The following is a 20,969-nucleotide window of genomic DNA, read 5'->3' as shown; positions in this document are numbered from 1 at the left end:
TGTGGATGTGACTGTGATTGTGAAGGAGCGTGCGTGATGAGTGCGGCGACGAGTGCCCGTCTGACGGATGCGGAGCTGAGGGCCCAGGAGCGGGCCGCGAAGAAGGCCGAGAAGGAGCGCCAGAAGCGTATCGCGCGTGATGAGGCCGCGGAGCGCAAGAGGAGCGAGAAGGCCGGTTTCGCGAACGTGAACAACCCGAGGCGTTCGACGCTGATGACCGTATTGTGCGCGATCTTCGCGGTGTACTGCCTGTTCCCGTTCGTGTACCTGGCGATCAACGCCACGAAGACGCAGGCGGACTTCACGAGTACGTTCGGTCTCGGTTTCGGCAAGAGCTTCGCCTTGTGGGACAACATCGTGACGGTGTTCACGTATCAGGACGGCATCTTCGGCCGTTGGCTGGTCAACACGCTCCTGTACGTGGTCGTGGGCGCGGGCGGCGCGACCCTGCTGGCGATCATGGGCGGCTACGCGCTCGCGAAGTTCCGTTTCCCGGGTCGTAAGGCCGTGTTCGCGGTGATCATCGGTTCCATCTCGGTGCCGGGCATCGCCCTCGCGGTGCCGCAGTTCCTGCTGTTCGCCAAGCTGAGCCTGACCAACACCCCGTGGGCCATGATCATCCCGAGCCTGATCAGCCCGTTCGGCCTGTACCTGATGTGGATCTTCAGCGAGCAGGCGGTCCCCACCGAATTGCTGGAGGCCGCCCGCGTGGACGGCGCGAGCGAGTTCCGCACGTTCTGGACCATCAGCCTGCCCCTGCTGGCCCCCGGCATCGTGACGACCGCTTTGTTCACGATTGTGGCGACGTGGAACAACTACTTCCTGCCGTTGATCATGTTGAAGGACGCCGACTGGTATCCGTTGACGATCGGCTTGAACCAGTGGAAGGACCAGGCCTCGACCGCCGGTGGCCAGGCCATCCAGAACCTGGTGATCACGGGCTCCTTGATCACGATCATCCCGCTGGTGATCGCGTTCCTGTGCCTGCAGAAGTACTGGCAGTCCGGCCTCGCCGCCGGCGCCGTCAAGGAGTAGCGGGATCGGCCTTGCGGCCGATGCCGTGTTTCCCGCAGGCTTCCGCCTGCTCCGCTTCTCTCCCTCAGTCTCACTTCGTTCGACAGCTCCCTCGTCAGAGGGAGCCAAGCCCTACACGTGTAAGGCCTTGGCTCCCCTTGTCAGGGGAGCTGGCCGCGAAGCGGACTGAGGGGTAGTAGAAGAGCAGGCCGCAAGGCCTGCGGAACACCAGCATCGGCCACCGGCCGATACCTCCTCCACCCCGAGAATCCTCATAAACAACGTTGTACAAGGATCGACAACCATGACCGAACATCGTCCATTCAAATGGCCGCAGCCGCTTGCGGGCAACAAGCCCCGCATCTGGTACGGCGGCGACTACAACCCCGACCAGTGGCCCGAAGAAGTCTGGGACGAGGACGTCGAGCTGATGAAGCAGGCCGGCGTGAACCTGGTCTCCGTGGCCATCTTCTCCTGGGCCAAGCTCGAGCCCGAGGAAGGCGTCTACGACTTCGACTGGCTCGACCGCGTCATCGACAAGCTCGGCAAGGCCGGCATCGCCGTCGACCTCGCCTCCGGAACCGCCTCGCCGCCCATGTGGATGACCCAGGCCCACCCGGAGATCCTGTGGGTGGACTACCGCGGCGACGTCTGCCAGCCCGGCGCCCGCCAGCACTGGCGCGCCACCAGCCCGGTCTTCCTTGACTACGCCCTGAAGCTCTGCCGCAAGATGGCCGAACACTACAAGGACAACCCGTACGTGGTCTCCTGGCATGTGAGCAACGAGTACGGCTGCCACAACCGCTTCGACTACTCCGAGGACGCCGAGCGCGCCTTCCAGCAGTGGTGCGAGAGGAAGTACGGCACCATCGACGCCGTCAACGACGCCTGGGGCACCGCCTTCTGGGCGCAGCGCATGAACGACTTCTCCGAGATCATCCCGCCGCGCTTCATCGGCGACGGCAACTTCATGAACCCCGGCAAGCTGCTCGACTGGAAGCGCTTCAGCTCCGACGCCCTGCTCGACTTCTACAAGGCCGAACGCGACGCCCTGCTCGAAATCACCCCCGGCAAGCCGCAGACCACCAACTTCATGGTCTCCGCCGGCGGCACCGGCCTCGACTACGACAAATGGGGCTATGACGTGGACTTCGTGTCCAACGACCACTATTTCACGCCCGGCGAGGCGCACCTCGACGAGCTGGCCTACTCGGCCTCCCTGTGCGACGGCATCGCCCGCAAGAACCCGTGGTTCCTCATGGAGCACTCCACGTCCGCCGTCAACTGGCGCCCGATCAACTACCGCGTGGAGCCCGGCGAACTGGTGCGCGACTCCCTGGCCCACCTGGCCATGGGCTCCGACGCCATCTGCTACTTCCAGTGGCGCCAGTCCAAGGCCGGCGCCGAGAAGTGGCACTCCTCGATGGTGCCGCACGCGGGGCCGGACTCCCAGATCTTCCGCGACGTGTGCGAGCTGGGTGCCGACCTCAACAAACTCGCCGACGAGGGCCTGCTGAAGACCAAGCTGGTCAAGTCCAAGGTCGCCGTCGTGTTCGACTACGAGTCCCAGTGGGCCACGGAACACACCGCCACGCCCACTCAGGAGGTACGCCATTGGACTGAGCCGCTCGCGTGGTTCCGCGCGCTGGCGGACAACGGTCTCACCGCCGACGTGGTGCCCGTCCGTGGTCCCTGGGACCAGTACGAGGCCGTGGTGCTGCCGAGCCTGGCCATCCTCTCCGAGGAGACCTCCCGCCGCGTGCGCGAGTACGTGGCCAACGGCGGCAAGCTGTTCGTGACCTACTACACCGGTCTGGTGGACGAGAAGGACCACGTCTGGCTTGGCGGCTACCCCGGTTCCATCCGCGACGTGGTGGGCGTGCGCGTGGAGGAGTTCGCCCCGATGGGCAACGACTTCCCGGGCGCGATGGACCACCTCGACCTCACCAACGGCGCCGTGGCGCACGACTTCGCCGACGTGATCACCTCCGTGGCGGACACCGCCCACGTGGTTGCCTCCTTCAAGGCGGACAAGTGGACTGGCCTTAACGGCGCGCCGGCCATCACCGTCAACGATTTCGGCGACGGCAAGGCCGCGTACGTGGGTGCCCGACTCGGCCGCGAGGGGCTGGCCAAGAGCCTGCCCGCGATGCTTGAGGAACTGGGCATCGAAACGTCAGCCGAGGACGATCGCGGCGAGGTGCTGCGCGTGGAGCGCGCGGACGCCACCGACGAGAACCACTTCGTGTTCCTGTTCAACCGCACGCACGATGTGGCCGTGGTGGACGTGGAGGGCGAGCCGCTGGTCGCCTCGCTGGCCCAGGTCAACGAGTCCGAACACACCGCCGCCATCCAGCCCAACGGCGTCCTCGTCGTGAAGCTGTAGGCGTAAGCCGAACAGCCCGTACGTCCCAAGGATTGCAATGCCCGGAACCGCGCATGGTTCCGGGCATTTTTACGTCTTTGCCGGGCCGAAGCGGAACCGCCCGAATACACAGTGTTTGCGATAACACGCCGACGGTTTCCGTTTGCGCTCGCGGAAACCGTGTGTATACTAGAAGATGTTATCGCAACCATACATTAGCAATCGGCAACAGTAAGCCGATTCTCAACGTCGAGGTGAAATGAGGAGTTTAGCCCCGGCAAACGTCTATGGTTACGAGCGACAAAAATAAGTTTGAATCGTTCTGGACGATTCGAGGAAGGAGAACAGAACGATGAAGTTCACCACCGCCAAGAAGGCCGTCGCCCTCACCGGCGCCGTCGCCATGCTGGTTTCCGTTGCCGCCTGCGGTTCCGACAGCAACTCCAGCAGCCAGCCTGCACAGGAGAAGGACGTGCAGGAGATCACCGTCTGGGCCTGGGAACCCACGCTGACCCAGGTCGCCAAGGACTTCACGAAGAAGACCGGCATCAAGGTCGACCTCAAGAATGTCGGTACCAACACCAAGGAATACACCCAGCTCGACAACGCCATCGAGGCCGGCAACGGCGCTCCGGATGTGGCCCAGATCGAGTACTACGCCATCCCGCAGTACGCCATCAAGCAGAACCTGCTGGACATCACCGACAAGACCTCCGGTTACTCCGACTTCTACACCCCCGGCCCGTGGGCCTCCGTGCAGTTCGCCGGCAAGGTCTACGGCCTGCCGATGGATTCCGGCCCCATGGCCTTCTTCTACAACAAGGAGGTCTTCGACAAGGCCGGCGTTGACGCCACCCAGATCAAGACCTGGGACGACTACTACGAGGCCGCCAAGAAGATCCACGCCCTTGGCGATAACTACTACATCACCTCCGATACGGGCGACGCCGGCTTCTACGACTCCATGACCTGGCTCGCCGGTGGTCAGCCGTTCAAGACCTCCTCCGACGGTTCCGAAGTCACCATCAACCTGACCGGTGACGAGAACGTCCAGAAGTTCAATGAGTTCTGGCAGAAGATGCTGGACGAGGGCCTGCTCGACACCAAGACCGCCGGCTGGTCCGAGGATTGGTTCAAGGGCATGGTCGACGGCACCATCGCCTCCCTGCTCACCGGTGCCTGGATGCCCGCCAACCTGGCCAACTCCGCCGCCGACGGCGCCGGCAAGTGGCGCGTGACCCAGATGCCGACCGCCGACGGCTCCGCCACCAACTCCGAGAACGGCGGCTCCTCGCTGGCCGTGCTCGCCTCCTCCAAGAAGGCCGATGCCGCGTACCAGTTCATCGAGTACGCCAACCACGGCGACGGCGTGGCCACCCGTGTGGCCGGCGGCGCCTTCCCGGCCGACAAGGCATCCCTTGAGTCCGACTCCTTCAAGAACGCCACCACCGTCAAGAACGCCGACGGCGAGGACGTGGACTACTTCGGTGGTCAGAAGTATAACGAGGTCCTGGCCCAGGCCGCCGAGAACGTGTCCTCCGACTACCAGTTCCTGCCCTTCGAGGTCAAGGCCCGCACCATCTTCGGCGACTACGTCGGCAAGTCCTACACCGGTGACCAGAAGCTGAGCGACGGCATCGCCGCTTGGCAGAAGGCCCTGCAGGACTACGGCAAGGATCAGGGCTTCACCGTCAAGTAAGCCGTGATTCCACGGAGATTGCGCAATATAGCGATTCCCGAACACCCTCCCTACCGGAACCCCGTCCGCACACCGTTGCGGGCGGGGTTCCGCCGTTTCGCCGGGCATCGCCTCCAATACCCGGCGAATAGTACACTCGTCACCATGCGTATGATCGGACGGCGAATCAGGCGAACGGCGACCGCGGCACTGGCCGCCATACTCACCGTGGCGCTGGCCTCCTGCGGGCAGGCCACCGAGGACAACCGCACCGTCATCAGCGTATGGAGCTGGGAGCCGAGCATGGGCAAGGTCATCCAGCGATTCGAACAGGCCAATCCGGACATCCGCGTCGAATGGACCAACATCTCCGGATACGACAACCTCAACACCGCCATCCAGGACGGCTACGGCACCCCGGATGTAGCGCAGATCGAGTACTACGCGCTCATGCAGTACGCCGTCTCCGGGCAGCTCCTCGACCTGACCGACCGCATCGGCTCCGACTACCAGAACTTCTTCACCCTCGGCACCTGGTCCTCCGTGCAGCTCGCCGGCCGCACCTACGGCCTGCCGATGGACTCGGGTCCCATGGGATTCTTCTACAACGCCGACGTGTTCGAACAGGCCGGCATTGACGCCACTCAGATCAAGACCTGGGACGACTACTACGAGGCCGCCAAGAAACTCAAGAACATCGGCGCGTACATCGCCGCCGATTCGGGCGACGGCAGCTTCTACGACGCGATGATCTGGCTCGCCGGCGGCCAGCCCTTCCATACCTCGCGCGACGGCAAGACCGTGACCATCGACCTCGACAAGGACTCCGGCACGCAGCGCTTCACCGAATTCTGGCAGAAGATGATCGACGAGGGTCTCATAGACACCACATCGGCCACCTGGTCCGGCCGGTGGAAGCGCAGGGTGGGCACCGGCACCATCGCATCCGTGTTCTCCGGCGCGTGGATGCCCTCGCTGCTGCTCGCCAACGTGCCCGGCGCGGCCGGCCTGTGGCGCGTGACCACCATGCCCACCTACGACGGCCTGCCCACCAACGCCGAAAGCGGCGGGTCGGCGCTCGCCGTACTGCAGCTCACGCGCAAGCCGGACGCGGCCTACCGGTTCGTGGACTTCGTGACCCATGACAAGCAGGGCATCGCCGCCCGTGTAGACGGCGGCGCGTTCCCCGCGGACTACGCGACCCTCAACTCGCAGGACTTCCTGGACAAAACCACCGTCACCAACGAATCCGGCCTGGAGATCCCGTACTTCGGCGGCCAGAAGTTCAACCGCGTGCTTTCGGAGGCGGCCGAGGACGTGTCCGTGGGATACCAGTACCTGCCGTTCGAGGTGTACGCGCGCAGCGACTTCAAGACCACCGTGGGCAAGGCGTACAAATGGGCCTCGTCATTCCAGTCGTATCTGAAACGGCAGGAGGCCATCGAACTGGGACAGACGGACGCCGACGGCAACCCGCTCAAGCCCAAGGCCGACCCCGGCAAAAAGGTCAGCCTGAGCGACGGGCTGTCCGCCTGGCAGAAGGACCTCAAGGAATACGGCTTCAACCAGGGCTTCACGATTCAGTAGCAACGGAATCGGCACCGCTTCGCGGGCCGATGCTGTGCTTCCCGCGGCTTCCGCCGCTTCCCTACTACCCCTCAGTCACCTACGGTGACAGCTCCCCTCGCAAGGGGAGCCAAGTTTTTTAGAAAAAAGTCTTGGCTCCCCTTGCCAGGGGAGCTGGCTCGCGAAGCGAGACTGAGGGGTAGTAGGGGAGCAGTCCGAAAGGACTGCGGGAAAACAGCATCGGCCATCAAGCCGATTCCGCTACGCTACTTCACATTCCTTGCGTAAATATGCGCCATGCCCTTGAAGATCAGGTCCGGGTCGTACACGTCGATGAGATCCGTGTCGTTGGCGAACACGCGCCCCAGACCGCCGGTGGCGATCACCCTGAAGTCCTCGCCGCCGAGCTCCTTGCGGAACTGCGTGATCGTGCGCTCCACGCCGCCCAGGAACGTGTAATACAGACCGGCCTGCATGCACGTCTTCGTGTTCGTGCCCAGAATCGTGTCCGGCCGTGTGATCTCCACCTCGGGCAGCTGGGCCGTGTCGCCCCACAGGGCCGCGGCGCCCGCACGGATGCCGGTGGTGATGATGCCCGCGTCGATCACGCCGTCGCCGCTCACATGCGTGAACGTGGTGGCCGTGCCGAAATCGGCCACCAGCGCCGGACCGTCGTACGAATAGTACGCACCGGCGCAATCGGCCAGGATGTCCGCGCCGAGCGACTTCGGGTCGTCGATGCGCACGTTCATGCCGGTCTTGATACCGGGCCCCACCACCATCGGATCGATGTCCAGGAACTTGACGATCGACGAACGGAACGAATGCATGACCTTCGGCACCACCGAACAGATGATCACGTCATCCACGTCCGCCGGCCGGAAGCCGCTCATCCTGAGGAATTCGGTCAGGAACAGCCCGTATTCGTCCGAAGTATGGTTCGCCTTGGTGGTGATGCGGTAGGTGCCGGCGATGCGGCCCTCGTCCAGAAAACCAAGCACGATGTTCGTATTGCCGATGTCAACGGCGACCAGCATGATAACCCTCCAGCTTCGAGATGGATTTCACGGGCCATCCTACCGCCCCGATCCGTATTCGTGAATTACAGTCCCGCGTCTATGATGGGGCTCCGGTGGTCGACCCGTGCGGGCGGCCAACCGCATTTACCGACAATCGAAGAGGAAGAATCATGTCTCAAGACAATGGTGCGCACGTCGAAAACGGCGCAACCACGGACGCAAGCCTGGCATCGCGCGCGAAGCAGCCGAAGAAGAACGGCCCGAAGTGGTGGCTGATCTCGCTGATCGCCGTGATCGTGGCGGTCGCCGTCGTCATCGGCGTCACCCTGGCCTACGCGAAGAAGGACGACGCCGGCACGTCGGCGGACGGTTCCGCAACGGCCAGCACCGTCACCATCGGCCTCAAACTGGCCCCCACCAACCTCGACATCCGCAACACCGCGGGCTCCGCGCTCGATCAGGTCCTGATCGGCAACGTGTACGAAGGCATCGTGGCCCGCGACTCCAAGAACCAGGTGGCTCCGGCCATCGCCTCCAGCTGGGAGGAATCCAAGGACGGCCTGACCTACACCTTCCACCTCAACAAGAACATGGTCTTCTCCAACGGCGACACGCTCGATGCCGAGGACGTGGTCTGGTCCATCAACGAACTCATCGCCAAGCAGTACCACGACGCCGACGCGCTCGAATCCGTCAGCAAGGTCGAGGCCAAGGACGCCTCCACCGTGGTCATCACCCTGAAGACCCCGAACTCGAACCTCCTGTGGACCCTCACCGGCCGTGCGGGTCTGGTGTTCGACAAGGACGCCAAGTACGACCTCAAGACCGAGGCCGTGGGCTCCGGCCCGTACACCGTGGCCAAGTTCGTCGAGAACGACTCCATCACCCTCAAGGCCAACGCGAAGTACTGGGGCAAGAACAAGGCCAAGACCCCGACCATCGTGGTCAAGTACCTGGCCGACGACAACGCGGCGGTCAACGCGCTGAAGTCCGGCGACGTGCAGGTGCTCGCCCCGATCACCGAGAACCTGGCCGAACCGTTCACCTCCGACCCGTCCAAGTACGTGGTCAAGGCCGGCGACGGCACCGACAAGTACGTGCTCGGCTTCAACAACGCCTCCGGCTCCAAGCTCGCGGACAAGCGCATCCGCCAGGCCATCCGCTACGCCATCAACCATGACGAGCTCATCGCCTCCCGCGGCGGCGCGGACAAGGCCCTCGGCGGCCCGATCCCGTCCCTCGACCCCGGCTACGAGGACCTGACCGGCCTGTACCCGTACGACCAGGCCAAGGCCAAGTCGCTCATGGCCGAGGCCGGCTACTCCGAGGACAAGCCGCTCCAGCTCACCCTGACCTACGCCAACATCTACGGCACCGAACTCGGCGACCAGCTGCGCTCGCAGTTGAAGCCCATCGGCATCGACCTCAAGGTCAATGTGGTGGAGTTCTCCACCTGGCTGCAGGACGTGTACACCAACCACGACTTCGACCTCTCGCTCGTGGACCACAACGAAAGCCACGACTTCTACACCTGGACCGACCCGACCTACTACTTCGGGTACGACAACAAGGACGTGCAGAAGCTGTACGCCGAGGGTATCGCCGCCACCACGGACGAGGAGCGCGACGCCAAGTTCGCCGAGGCCGCCAAGCTCATCTCCGAGGACGCGCCGGCCGACTGGCTGTTCAACTACCGCATCACCACCGCCACGGCCAAGGGCGTGAAGGGCTTCCCGTTCAGCCTCAACCAGACCGTCCTGCCGCTGTATAACGTGACGTATACGAAGTAGGCCATCGTTCTCGGCTCTCTCTGGCTCCTTTTGACTCCCCTCAGTCGCCTACGGCGACAGCTCCCCTCGGAGAGGGGAGCCGAAAAACTTCTCTGGCTCCCCTCTCCGAGGGGAGCTGTCCACGACAGTGGACTGAGGGGAGCAAAAAGCGTACTCCAAGGGGAGCCGAGGTTATCGGCGACTGGCAAGCCCAATAGAAAGGAAGCATGGCAATGCGATTCGTCGTCCGCCGACTGCTGCTGTTTGTGGTGGCGCTGTTCGGCCTGTCCGTCGCGGTGTTCGCGGCGCTGCGCGTCCTGCCCGGCGACGTGGCCTCCATCATGGCCGGCGTGAACGCCCCGCCCGAGAAGGCGGCCCAACTGCGCGAACAACTGGGACTCAACCGTCCGCTCGCCCTCCAGTACCTCGACTGGATGGGCGCGCTCCTGCACGGCGACTTCGGCACGTCGATCCTGACCGGCCGCTCCGTGACCTCGCTGGTCGCCTCCCGCGCCTCCATCACCTTCCCCCTGATCATCCTCGGCCTGCTCATCGCCCTCGCCATCGGCCTGCCGCTCGGATGCGCGGCCGTGCTGGCCCGCTCGGCCCGCGTGCGCGCGGCGTTCCACGTACTCGCCATCATCGGCGGCGCCGTGCCCGCGCTCTGGAGCGGACTGCTGCTCATCCTCCTGTTCGGCAAAGGAACGGGTCTCGTCGGCATCCTGCCCTCGCAGGGATTCCCGATGGATGGCTGGGCCACGCCTGGCCGGGCGCTGCTCGCGTTGATCCTGCCGGGCCTCTCGGTCGGCATCATCGTGGGCGCATCCCTCATGCGGTACACCCGTTCGGCGCTGGGCGACCTGGCGGACTCCGGGTACATCGACATGGCGCGTTCCTGCGGCATGACCCGCACCCAGGCCGTGCTGCGCGTTGGATTGCGGCTCGCCACCCCGCAGCTCGTCTCGGTGATCGGCCTGACCTTCGCCTCGATGATCACCGGGGTCATGGTCATCGAGAACCTGTTCGCCCTGCCCGGCATCGGCAACGGGCTCGTGACCGACGTGGGCAACCGCGACCTCATCGCCGTGCAAAGCGAGCTGTTCCTGCTCGCCGCGTTCTTCCTGGGCGTGGGCCTTGTGGTGGACGTGCTGCACCGCATCCTCGACCCGCGGCTCAAATCCGCGGATACCGTATCGGAGGTGGCCGCATGAGCAACACCATGCGGAAAGTCCGCTCGCCCGGTGCCGGCGAAACCGCTGCGCACACCGTTACGCACAAGCCCCTGCGTCGTTTCTCCATCGTTCTGCAGTCCATCTGGCGGCGCGGCGAAGGCAAATTCACGCTTATCGTGCTGGCGTTGTGGCTCGCCGTGGCGCTGGTCTCCCTCGTCTGGACCCCGCAATCCCTATGGACTACGGACGGATACCATGTGTGGGCCAAGCCCTCCGCCTCGCACTGGCTCGGCACCGACGGCACCGGCGCCGACGTGTTCAGCTGGCTCATGGCCGGCTCGCGCACCAACCTGCTCATCGTGGTGCTCACCGTGGCGCTGTCCGCCGTATGGGGACTGGCCCTGGTCGCCGCGATGGTGGCCCGCACCCCCGCGCTCGCCGGCACGTCCGTGGTGGTGGTCGACGCGCTCATCTCCATCCCCACCGTGCTCATCGCCCTGATTCTGGCCGTGCCGCTGGGCGCATCCATCGCCGTGATCGTGGTGGCCTGCGGCTTCGGCTACGGGCTCAACCTGGCCCGCGTGGCGCGTCCGGCCGCCCTGCTCGCCGCCCGCTCGGCGTACGTGGAATCGGCGAGGGCCAATGGTGCGAGCGGCTGGCGCGTACTTGTCAGCCACATCATTCCCAACATCCTGCCCGTGCTGGCCGTGCAGCTTTCGCTGTCCGCGGGAACGGCGGTATTGGCCGAATCGGGCCTGACCTACCTCGGCATCGGCGTGCCCTCCGGCGTGCCGAGCTGGGGGCATTCGCTGGCCACGTCCGTCAAGCTCATCAACGTGTTCCCCCTGACCGTGCTGTGGCCGGGCCTCATCGTCACCGTGGTGGTCGTGGCCCTCAACGTGTTCGGCGACGTGCTGCGCGACGCCGTCGATCCGGTGGCCAATCCCGCGCTGCGTCAGGCCGTCGCGCAGTCCGCCGGTGCAGCGGACAATGCGATCGCCGATCCGTCCGCCGTGCCGGTTGCACGGAATACGGGCGTCGCGGAAATTGCTGAAGATGATGGGGAGGGAGCCGAACGATGAGCATCCAAGTACGTGACCTGACCATCACCATCGGTGGCAAGTCCATCGTCTCCGGCGCGGATCTCGACATCGCGGACGGCGAGCGGGTGGGCCTCATCGGCTCGTCCGGTTCCGGCAAATCCATGATCTCCAAGGCGATGCTGGGACTGCTGCCGCGGAACGCCGCGGCATCCGGCTCCATCGTCATGGGAGGCACCGACGTGATCGGTCTGCGCGAACGCGCGCTTGCCGACCTCCGTGGCCGGTATGTGGGCACGGTGTTCCAGAATCCGGCCGCCTCGCTGAACCCGGTGATGACCGTGGGCCAGCAGATCGCGCTGCCGCTGAAGCTCCACTACGACCTCACCAAGGCCGAACGGGCCGATCGCGTGGCCGCGATGCTCGCCAAGGTCGGCCTTGACGGGGAGGTGACGAGCAAATACCCGCATGAACTGTCCGGCGGACAGCAGCAGCGCGTCGGCATCGCCACCGCCCTGATCACCTCGCCCCGGTTCATCATCGCCGATGAACCTACCACCGCGCTCGATTCCGTCACGCAACGCCAGATCGTGGACCTGCTGACCTCGCTGGTAGACGACGCCGGCGCCTCGATGCTGTTCATCACGCACGACTTCTCTGTGCTCGCCCGCGCCACCACACGCTGCTACGTGCTGGACGCCGGACGCATCGTGGAATCCGGGCCGACCGCGGAACTGCTGGCCTCGCCCGCGACCGCACAGGCCCGCGAGCTCGTCTCCGCGGCCCGTCTGCTCACCCTCCGTGCCGGCGGGAAGGGGGAATCCCATGACTGACCGTGCTTTGACCGCTTCCGTCGAGACTGCTGACGGCCGTAGGCTGACCGGGGGAGAGACTGCCATGACGGAACGCCGTGATACCGGGGCGGCCGAACCGTTACTCGTCGCACATGACATCAACGCCTCGTTCGCCGACCGTGCCATGCATCGCGGCCTGTTTGGCTTCGGCCGGCCCCATGCCTCCCGACGTCAGGTGCTGTTCGGCGTCTCCGCCGAAGTGCATGCGGGGGAGTGCCTGGCCGTGATCGGTGCTTCCGGCTCCGGCAAGACCACGCTCACCCGCATCATGCTGGGCCTGGCCGCCGCCGATTCCGGCAGCATCGAATACCGCGGCGAGGAGGTCGGCCGCGGTTCGGCCGGCAGCCGCGCGCTGCGCGCCGAATCGTCCATCGTGTTCCAGGATCCGTTCGGCTCGCTCGACCCGCGCTGGACCGTGGAACGTTCGGTGTCCGAACCGTTGTGGCTGCGTCGGCGTGCCCTCGGGTTCGCCGTGGATGAGGTGGAGGGCAAGGCCGCGCAGGCGCTCGCCCGCGTGGGACTCGACCCGCGCGTGTTCCTTGGCCGGTACCCGTGCGACCTGTCCGGTGGCCAGGCGCAGCGCGTGGCCATCGCCCGCGCCATCGTGGCCAACCCGCGGCTCATTCTGGCCGACGAGCCGATGAGCGCCATCGATGTGGCCGCCCGCGTGCAGATCCTCGAAACCTTCCAGTCGATCCTTTCCGGCGAGGGCTCGGGCGCCGTCGATACCGCCACCGGCCAGCCGATCCGGCCCGCCATCATCATGGTCTCCCATGACCTCGGCGTGGTCCAGCACATCGCCGACCGCATCCTGGTGCTCCGCGAGGGGCACGTGGTCGAATCCGGTCCCACCGACGCCGTGCTCGGCAACCCCCGGTCCGATTACACCCGCCAGCTCATCGCCGCCGCATCGCTGTAGCGCTTTTCCGCGCGGCTTGGCTGGTGGTGTTGACGGCGGAAGCTTTTGGTTATATGGTTAGTTACATAAGTAACTAACCAATGAGGTTGGTGAAACCGCTGCTTCTCCGCCCATCCACATCCAAGACGGTTCCGGCCCAAGGAGGTGAGCCAAGCCTTGCACTTCGATGATTCCAGTGGCGAGCCGCTGTTCAGGCAGGTGGCCGACCAGCTCAACGAAGCGATCGTGTCGGGCCTGTATCGGGAGGGCGAACAAGTGCCCAGCACCACCGAAATATCGACCACATACCGCATCAATCCCGCCACCGTGCTCAAAGGCATGAACCTGCTCGTGGAGCGCGGGCTGCTTGAAAAGCGCCGCGGACTGGGCATGTTCGTGGCCCCCGGAGCCGCGGCCCGAGCACGGGATACCAAACGAGATGAGTTCCTGGACAACCGTCTTCCGCAGTTCATCGCCGAAGCGCGACGACTCGGCTTCGGCCCCAAGGAACTGACCGAGCTGATCGAGAAGGAGTACGCATCATGAATGCGAACTTGACCATCACCGACCTCAGCAAACGGTACGGTTCGACCGTGGCGCTGGACGGCGTGAACCTCGCGCTCCAGCCCGCCATCCACGGCCTGTTCGGACGCAACGGCGCCGGCAAATCCACCCTGCTCGGCGTCATCGCCAACCGACTGCTGCCGGACGGCGGCACGGTCGAACTGGACGGTGCGAACGTTCGCGAGAACGAATCCGCGCAATCGCGCATCTACCTGGTCAACGAAACGCTGCCGTTCCTGCTCGGCGCGCGTATCAGCACCGTCTTCAAACGGGAGGAACGCTACTACGGTGGCTTCGACTGGCCGTTCAGCGCCCGTATGCTCGCCGCGTTCGGCATCGAACCGGGCAGGGCATACGGCCATCTCTCACTCGGCCAACGTATGATCGTGCGGCTGGTCGCCGCCCTGTGCGTGCCGGCGGACGTGCTGCTCCTGGACGAGCCGGTGCTCGGCCTCGACGCCGTGAACCGCGACCTGTTCTACCGGTTCCTGCTCGAATCCTACGGCGAACGTCCCCGCATCATCGTGATCTCCACCCACATCATCGACGAGATCGCGCACATCGTGGAACGCGCGGCCATCATCGACCACGGCCGCATCATCGATGCATTCGACGCCGAATCCGTGGGTTCCCGCGCCACCGTGCTTACGGGGGAGTCGGCGTGCGTCGGGTCGTTCGTGGAGGACTACGGATTGCAGGTCATCTCCCGCGAGACGATGGGACGACTGACCACCGTCATCGTGCGCGGGCCCGTGGAGGCGGCCGACCTGCCCTCCGGCATCGCCGCCAGCGCACTCGGATTGCAGGATTACGTCATCCGCGTCACGTCCGGGACGGTCGGCCCCGACATGCCGGATATCTCCGATCATCAAGAGGCCGGCGATGAGACCGGTGCCGTATCGAGCAGCAAAGGGGAGTAACGATGAACGGCAAGGTTGTGACGACGAATGACAACGTACGCGAATCCGCGCACGGTACGGCAAATGCCGCCGCAGGCGTATCGGAAGCATCGGTCCGTGGTGGCCGCGGCATGATGCGCGGCGACGACTTCCTCGGCATGAGCCGCCAGTGCCGGTTGACGCTACGCCGCAACCTCGCGGCATACGGCGTGGTGCTTCTGCTGGGCCTGCTGGTGTTCGTGGCGCTCTGCTACCAACGGTTGCAGGCGCTGCGATACGAGCCGGGCGGACTGTCGTCCAGCATCGACGCCGAACGGTACTGGTTCCCGATCCTCCTGCTCACGGCGGCCGTCTGGCAATGGCTGTTCTTCGACACCGCCATCTGCCACGGCGTCTCACGGCGCACGTTCGTCAAGGCATCCGCGATCGGAGGGGCCATAATGGCGCTCGCGGTGTCCGTGGTGATGGTCGTGTCGCGCTACGTGCTCATCATCAGTGGCCGGGGCGGTACCTGTTTCGCCGGCATCAGGGGCTGCTTCCTCGGTGAGCCGTTCGACCTGCCGCGCTCGGAGCAGTTCCTGTACGCCTGGCAGCGGGTGTCGTATACGGGCGACGCTTCGGCGCCGACCTTCTCGCCGATGCTTGTGGGTGGCGCGCTCTTCATGTTCCTCAAGTTCCTTTCGCTGATGCTTGCCTACGTGGCGGTGGGCACGGTGCTCGGTGCCGTGCTGGCCTGGGCGGCGGGCAAGGGCACGTGGGGCATCGTCGCCGCATTGTTCGTGGTCTGCCTCGCATCCCAGCTGCTCGGAAGCAATTCGATACTGTGGACCAACGAATGGCTCGGACGATTCACCTCCGCCGGCACGCTGGGCAACTGGCTCGTTCAGGCCGCCAGCGGCCGCATCATCAGCCATCCGTCCGCCGGCGTGGAATTCGGCACGTACGTGGTGTGGATCCCGCTCGTCGAATCGCTGGTGCTGTTCGCGCTGTGCGTGTGGATTGTCTATCTGATGACTGCCCGCCGTGAAATCCATCCCGCCCGCCAGCGTATCCTCTGACGGTTCATTGGGATTCTGGGCATATGCCCACCATGGACCCGGCCCTGATTTCCGTTCTGGGCATATCCGTACCACGAAGCGGCTGATTCATGTCTCCTCATGGTGGGTATATGCCCAGAACCTGCTTTATGGTGGCCTTATGCCCAGAATATCTGGTGGGTATATGCACAGAAATCGGTTTCTTCGGCCGTCCGTGGCGGCTATATCCGAGAAAGCGAATCGGATCGGCTCAGGAACGGGATCCGGCTGCCGCATCTTCCGGCATATGAACGCATGCGACACGCGGATGTCCGCAGGCGTGCTATGGTATGAGGCATGCAGATTTTCTCATGTTGTTGTCGCTAACCGACGCCCCCGGGCGCACGGTCAGTGACGCATAACTTGAGAACGAGCATTCGAATCGCGGCAGGTTCGCCGCGCATCTTCCATGAATCCGAATACCGCAAAATTGGCGTGGTTGCAGTGGTTTGCATAATGCGCAATACGGCTCCATCGGATTGTTCGTAACACATGGAAGCACGGCATACCCCTTATGCGAGAAGGGCGGATGCTCCGATCAATCACCAGTCAATGGCCGCCCGTCCGGGAACGTCGGTTCACGAAAACAGCAGACCGCATCATCGTCAACCCCAGACAAACCGGACAAAGGACCCCAACATGACCGTTCACAACAGCCTCGCGGAACTCATCGGCAACACCCCGCTCGTCAAGCTCAACCACATCCCCCAGGCGGCCGGCGTCAAGGCCACCATCGCCGTCAAGGTCGAATACTTCAACCCCGGCGGCTCCTCCAAGGACCGCATCGCCGAGCGCATCATCGACGCGGCCGAGCGTTCCGGACAGCTCAAGCCCGGCGGCGTGATCGTCGAACCCACCTCCGGCAACACCGGCGTCGGCCTTGCTCTCGTGGCCCAGCAGCGCGGCTACCGCACGATCTTCACCCTGCCGGACAAGGTCTCCGAATCCAAGCGCGCCGTGCTGCGCGCGTACGGCGCCGAAGTCATCGTGACCCCCACCGACGCCGGCCCGGACGACCCGCGCTCCTACTACCAGGTGGCCGAACGACTCGCCAACGAGATCCCCGGCGGCTTCCGTCCGAACCAGTACGACAACCCGAACGGCCCGGAAAGCCACTACTACACCACCGGCCCGGAGATCTGGGAGGCCACGGACCACAAGGTCACGCATTTCGTGGCCGGCATCGGCACCGGCGGCACCATCTCCGGCACCGGCAAGTACCTCAAGGAAGCCTCGAACGGCGCGGTCAAGGTGATCGGTTCCGATCCGGAAGGCTCCATCTACTCCGCCGACTCGCTGGCCGACGTCCATCAGTACGACATCGAGGGTGTGGGGGAGGACTTCTATCCCAAGGCCTTCGACCGCAACATCACCGACGACATCGTCAAGGTGGGTGACGCCGAGGCCTTCGAGATGACCCGCCGGCTCGCCGGCGAGGAGGCGCTGCTCGTGGGCGGCTCCTCCGGCATGGCCGTGGCCAGCGCCATCAAGTACGCGCTCGCCAACGATCTGGACGAGAACCAGCTCGTGGTGGTGCTCGCCCCGGACTCCGGCCGCAGCTACCTGGAGAAGATCTTCAACGACGACTGGATGCGCGCCAACGGCTACGGCGACATCGTGGACCGCACCACCAAGCCCTCGCTGGCCGAACAGTACCTGTAAATCGCCGCCGCTGCACAGCAGACCTTACGACGGCCCTCACAGCAGTCCTCACGACTGCCCGTCAATCATCATCAGCATCCAAACCAACCCGTTCACAGACTCATCGATATAAGAAGGAAAACCAACATGTCCGCCGAATACAACGCCAAGTTCGCCGATACCGCCCTCGCCACCCGTGCCATCCACGCCGGTCAGGAGCCCGACCCCACCACCGGTGCCGTGGTGACGCCGATCTTCGCCACCTCCACCTTCAAGCAGGACGGCGTGCTGGGCCTCAGGGGCGGTCACGACTACTCGCGTTCCATCAACCCCACGCGCACCAGCTTCGACGAGCAGCTCGCCGCCGTGGAGGGCGCCAAGTACGCGCTGAGCTTCTCCTCGGGCCTCGCCGCCATCGACGTGCTGCTGCGCTCCACCATCCTGCCCGGCGACAACATCCTGCTCGGCAACGACGTGTACGGCGGCACCTACCGTCTGCTCGCCAAGGTGTTCGTGCCGTGGGGTATCGGCCTGGACGTGGTGGACATCACCGATCTGTCCGCCGTGGAGCAGGCGCTGGCCTCCAAGCAGTACAAGTACGTGTGGGTGGAGACGCCGTCCAACCCGCTGCTCAACATCACGGACATCGCCGCCACCGCCGAAGTGGCGCACAAGTACGGCACCAAGGTGGTGGTGGACAACACCTTCGCCTCGCCGGCCCTGCAGCACCCGCTGGACGACGGCGCGGACGCGGTGGTCTACTCCACCACCAAGTATATCGGCGGCCACTCCGACGTGGTGGGCGGCGCCGTGGTTCTGAACGACGAGGAGACCCGCGAGAAGGTGGCCTTCCTGCAGAACGCCGCCGGCGCCGTGCCCTCCCCGTTCGATTCCTGGCTGGACATCCGCGGCCTCAAGACCCTGGACCTGCGCGTCAAGCGCCACAGCGCCAATGCCCTCAAGGTGGCCCAGTGGCTGGAATCCCAGCCGTCCGACGTGATCGAGCGCGTCTGGTACCCGGGCCTCGAATCCCACCCGGGCCATGAGATCGCCGCCCGCCAGATGCACGGCGGCTTCGGCGGCATCGTGTCCGTGCAGCTCGCCGCGGGCGCCGAGGCGGCCAAGCGGTTCGTGGACCACACCGAGATCTTCACGCTGGCCGAGTCGCTGGGCGGCGTGGAAAGCCTCATCGAGGTGCCGGCCGCCATGACCCACGCCTCCGTGTCCGGCACCACGCTGCAGGTGCCCGCCAACCTGGTGCGCATCTCCGTGGGCATCGAGAATGCGGACGACCTCATCGCCGACCTCAAGCAGGCGCTGGAGCGTCTGTAACGACTACAGGACGTGGCTGTTGCCGCTGTCAGCAGAACGGCGGCGGCCACGTCCTCCTCAGACTCCCGTGTTGAACGAGGCGATGGCCTGCATGAAGCGCTGGCCATACAGGTCGAGCTTGTGCTGGCCCACGCCGTTGACGGCCAGGAACTGCGCGTTGGTGACCGGTCTGATACGGGCCATGTCGCGCAGGGTCTTGTCCGAGAAGACGATGTACGGCGGCTTGCCGATCTCTTGGGCGATGGTGCGGCGCAGTTCGCGCAGCTTCTGGAACAGCGCCTCCTCGTCATCGTCCGGGATGTACGAGCCGAGCGCCGGGCCGGTCGCGGAGCTGCCGGACACGGCGGAGGCGGCGTTGCGGCTTCGACCGAAACCCGTACCTCCGGCGGCCGCCGACTTGCGTTCCACCCGCTTGATCTCGTAGTGGAAGTCGGGCGCGGCGGTCTCCGCGGCGCGTTTGCCGAACATCACGATGGGCAGGCGTCCCTCGGCGATGAACAGGTAGCCGTCCGTGGCCATCTGGCTCAGCACGTCGCGGATGCGGGCCTCGTTCACGTCCTTGAGCATGCCGAAGGTGGGCATCTGCTCCGGGTTCAGCCACGCGAGGTCCTGCGCCTTGGAGCCGCGCAGGATCTTGACGATCTTGCCCGAGCCCACGCGCTGGTTCACGTCATGCACGCAGCGGCTGATGGCCTGGGCCACACGGGTCACATCGATGGTCTCGAACGTGCTTTCGCAGTTCGAACAGGCACCGCAACGATGGGGGCCACCGGCCTCGCCCGGCGAATCGGTCCCGATCTCCTGCCCGAAATACCGCGTCATATACCGGTGCAGGCAGTCCGTGGTACGGCAATAGCCCACCATGCCGTCAAGCAGGCGGCGTTTGGACTGACGTACGATCTCCTGCTCCTGAGGGGTCAGACGCTCGTTCTCGTAATCGCTGTCCAGCAGCCGGCGTCGGGTCACGATGTCCGATTCGTTCCACAGCAACGTGCAACGGCTGGGCTCGCCGTCACGGCCCGCGCGGCCGGCCTCCTGATAGTAGGCCTCGATGGATTCGGGCATGTTGTGGTGGATCACGAACCGCACGTTGGACTTGTCGATGCCCATGCCGAAGGCGTTCGTGGCCACCACCACGGGCACCTGGTCGGTGATGAAGTCGCGCTGGGCCCGTTCGCGCACGTTCGGCGCCATACCGCCGTGGTAGGCCACGGCCGGATGCCCCATCTGGTTCAGGGTGGCGGCAAGCGCCTCGGTCTCCTTGCGCGTGGCGCAGTAGACGATGCCGGACTCGTCCGGATGGTCGGCCACGTAGCTGGCCACCCATGCGGCCTTGTACTTGGTCTCCAGCTTGACCACGCCGAAGTACAGGTTCGGCCGGTCGAAGCCGGTCACGGTCACGGCCGGATCGCGCAGACCCAGAATAGAGACGATGTCCCGGCGCACGCGCTCGGTGGCGGTGGCGGTGAACGCACCGACCGGCGGGCGGACCGGCAGCGAGGCGATGAAATCGCCGATGCCAAGGTAGGACGAGCGGAAATCCTGTCCCCATTGGGAGACGCAGTGGGCCTCGTCCACGGCGATGAGCGAAATCGGCGTGCGGGCGGCGAAATCACGGAACCGGCCGGTTTCCAGGCGTTCCGGGGCCACGTACAGCAGTTTCACCTGGCCGGCGGCTGCCTGCGCGAGCACCATCGACTGTTCGTCCGGGGTCTGCGTGGTGTTGACGAACGCGGCGGCAAGGCCCAGGTCGTTCAGGGCGTCCACCTGGTCGCGCATCAGGGAGATCAGCGGCGAAATCACCAGCGTCACGCCGGGCATGAGTGCGGCGGGCACCTGATAGCACACGGATTTGCCGGCGCCGGTGGGCATCACGCCGAGCACGTCGCGCCCGGCGAGCAGCGATTCGACGATTCCCTGCTGGCCGGGACGGAACGAATCGTAGCCGAAATACTGGTTGAGTGCCCCCAAGGCGTCCTGTGCTGCCATAGTTGACCAGTGTAGCGTTCGGTTTGCGCGGGCGGGTTGCGGCGCCTTCGCGCGCGTGACTTTGCTCACAACGGTTGCGCTTCGGGCTCATAT

At 65.0% G+C, this 20,969-nt stretch carries 16 protein-coding genes; 14 read left to right on the top strand and 2 right to left on the bottom strand.

Annotated elements, in window-relative coordinates:
* Window positions 1-36 precede the first annotated feature (36 nt).
* The 4 genes from JS536_RS06420 to JS536_RS06405 all read left to right on the top strand — a co-directional run bounded on the left by JS536_RS06420 (window position 37) and on the right by JS536_RS06405 (window position 6,644).
* Window positions 37-1,035, top strand: a complete 999-nt coding sequence (locus JS536_RS06420) for a carbohydrate ABC transporter permease (RefSeq protein ID WP_214305407.1) — start codon at window positions 37-39, stop codon at window positions 1,033-1,035.
* A 283-nt stretch (window positions 1,036-1,318) separates the two neighbouring features.
* On the top strand, window positions 1,319-3,400 hold the full coding sequence (locus JS536_RS06415) for a beta-galactosidase (RefSeq protein WP_214356270.1): 2,082 nt from the start codon (window positions 1,319-1,321) through the stop codon (window positions 3,398-3,400).
* Between the two features lie 331 nt (window positions 3,401-3,731).
* Window positions 3,732-5,078 carry a sugar ABC transporter substrate-binding protein gene (locus JS536_RS06410; RefSeq protein WP_109057602.1) on the top strand — a complete coding sequence of 449 codons (1,347 nt, stop codon included), beginning with the start codon at window positions 3,732-3,734 and terminating at the stop codon, window positions 5,076-5,078.
* Window positions 5,079-5,222: 144 nt separating this feature from the next.
* On the top strand, window positions 5,223-6,644 hold the full coding sequence (locus JS536_RS06405; RefSeq protein ID WP_214356269.1) for a sugar ABC transporter substrate-binding protein: 1,422 nt from the start codon (window positions 5,223-5,225) through the stop codon (window positions 6,642-6,644).
* Window positions 6,645-6,889: 245 nt separating this feature from the next.
* Here the strand turns inward: JS536_RS06405 and JS536_RS06400 are convergent, their stop codons facing one another.
* Entirely contained in the window at window positions 6,890-7,660 is a 771-nt protein-coding gene (locus JS536_RS06400; protein WP_109057601.1) for a type III pantothenate kinase, read from the bottom strand.
* A 152-nt stretch (window positions 7,661-7,812) separates the two neighbouring features.
* On the opposite strand from JS536_RS06400, the gene JS536_RS06395 reads away from it, so the two are divergent.
* The 10 genes from JS536_RS06395 (at window position 7,813) to JS536_RS06350 (ending at window position 18,887) form a co-directional block, all read left to right on the top strand.
* Complete coding sequence (locus tag JS536_RS06395) at window positions 7,813-9,432, top strand: ABC transporter substrate-binding protein (protein WP_109057600.1); 1,620 nt, start codon at window positions 7,813-7,815, stop codon at window positions 9,430-9,432.
* Between the two features lie 212 nt (window positions 9,433-9,644).
* Complete coding sequence (locus JS536_RS06390) at window positions 9,645-10,622, top strand: ABC transporter permease (RefSeq protein ID WP_214356294.1); 978 nt, start codon at window positions 9,645-9,647, stop codon at window positions 10,620-10,622.
* A complete protein-coding gene (locus JS536_RS06385; RefSeq protein WP_240544287.1) occupies window positions 10,619-11,665 on the top strand; it encodes an ABC transporter permease in 1,047 nt (348 codons plus the stop codon). Before JS536_RS06390 ends, JS536_RS06385 begins: the two co-directional genes overlap by 4 nt.
* A complete protein-coding gene (locus tag JS536_RS06380) occupies window positions 11,662-12,456 on the top strand; it encodes an ABC transporter ATP-binding protein (protein ID WP_214356268.1) in 795 nt (264 codons plus the stop codon). The genes JS536_RS06385 and JS536_RS06380 overlap by 4 nt, the downstream gene beginning before the upstream one ends.
* Before the next feature lie 145 nt (window positions 12,457-12,601).
* Window positions 12,602-13,396, top strand: coding sequence for an ABC transporter ATP-binding protein (locus JS536_RS06375; RefSeq protein WP_240544291.1), 795 nt, complete (start codon window positions 12,602-12,604; stop codon window positions 13,394-13,396).
* A 156-nt stretch (window positions 13,397-13,552) separates the two neighbouring features.
* Entirely contained in the window at window positions 13,553-13,921 is a 369-nt protein-coding gene (locus tag JS536_RS06370) for a GntR family transcriptional regulator (protein WP_214356267.1), read from the top strand.
* Window positions 13,918-14,859 (top strand): ABC transporter ATP-binding protein, encoded by a 942-nt coding sequence (locus JS536_RS06365; RefSeq protein WP_214356266.1) that lies wholly within the window; start codon window positions 13,918-13,920, stop codon window positions 14,857-14,859. Before JS536_RS06370 ends, JS536_RS06365 begins: the two co-directional genes overlap by 4 nt.
* 2 nt (window positions 14,860-14,861) lie before the next feature.
* Window positions 14,862-15,896 (top strand): twin-arginine translocation signal domain-containing protein, encoded by a 1,035-nt coding sequence (locus JS536_RS06360; protein ID WP_214356265.1) that lies wholly within the window; start codon window positions 14,862-14,864, stop codon window positions 15,894-15,896.
* Window positions 15,897-16,553: 657 nt separating this feature from the next.
* Window positions 16,554-17,576 (top strand): pyridoxal-phosphate dependent enzyme, encoded by a 1,023-nt coding sequence (locus tag JS536_RS06355; protein ID WP_214356264.1) that lies wholly within the window; start codon window positions 16,554-16,556, stop codon window positions 17,574-17,576.
* A 126-nt stretch (window positions 17,577-17,702) separates the two neighbouring features.
* Window positions 17,703-18,887: a cystathionine gamma-synthase gene (locus tag JS536_RS06350; RefSeq protein WP_214356263.1), complete on the top strand. Its 1,185-nt coding sequence runs from the start codon at window positions 17,703-17,705 to the stop codon at window positions 18,885-18,887.
* A gap of 57 nt (window positions 18,888-18,944) precedes the next feature.
* On the opposite strand, the gene recQ is transcribed toward JS536_RS06350, so the two are convergent.
* Entirely contained in the window at window positions 18,945-20,876 is a 1,932-nt protein-coding gene (gene recQ / locus JS536_RS06345; protein WP_214356262.1) for a DNA helicase RecQ, read from the bottom strand.
* Window positions 20,877-20,969 lie beyond the last annotated feature (93 nt).

Source organism: Bifidobacterium sp. SO4 (assembly GCF_018555355.1).
GTDB lineage: Bacteria > Actinomycetota > Actinomycetes > Actinomycetales > Bifidobacteriaceae > Bifidobacterium > Bifidobacterium miconisargentati.
Note: the sequence above shows the minus strand (reverse complement) of the source record. Positions and strands in the feature narration are given on the sequence as shown.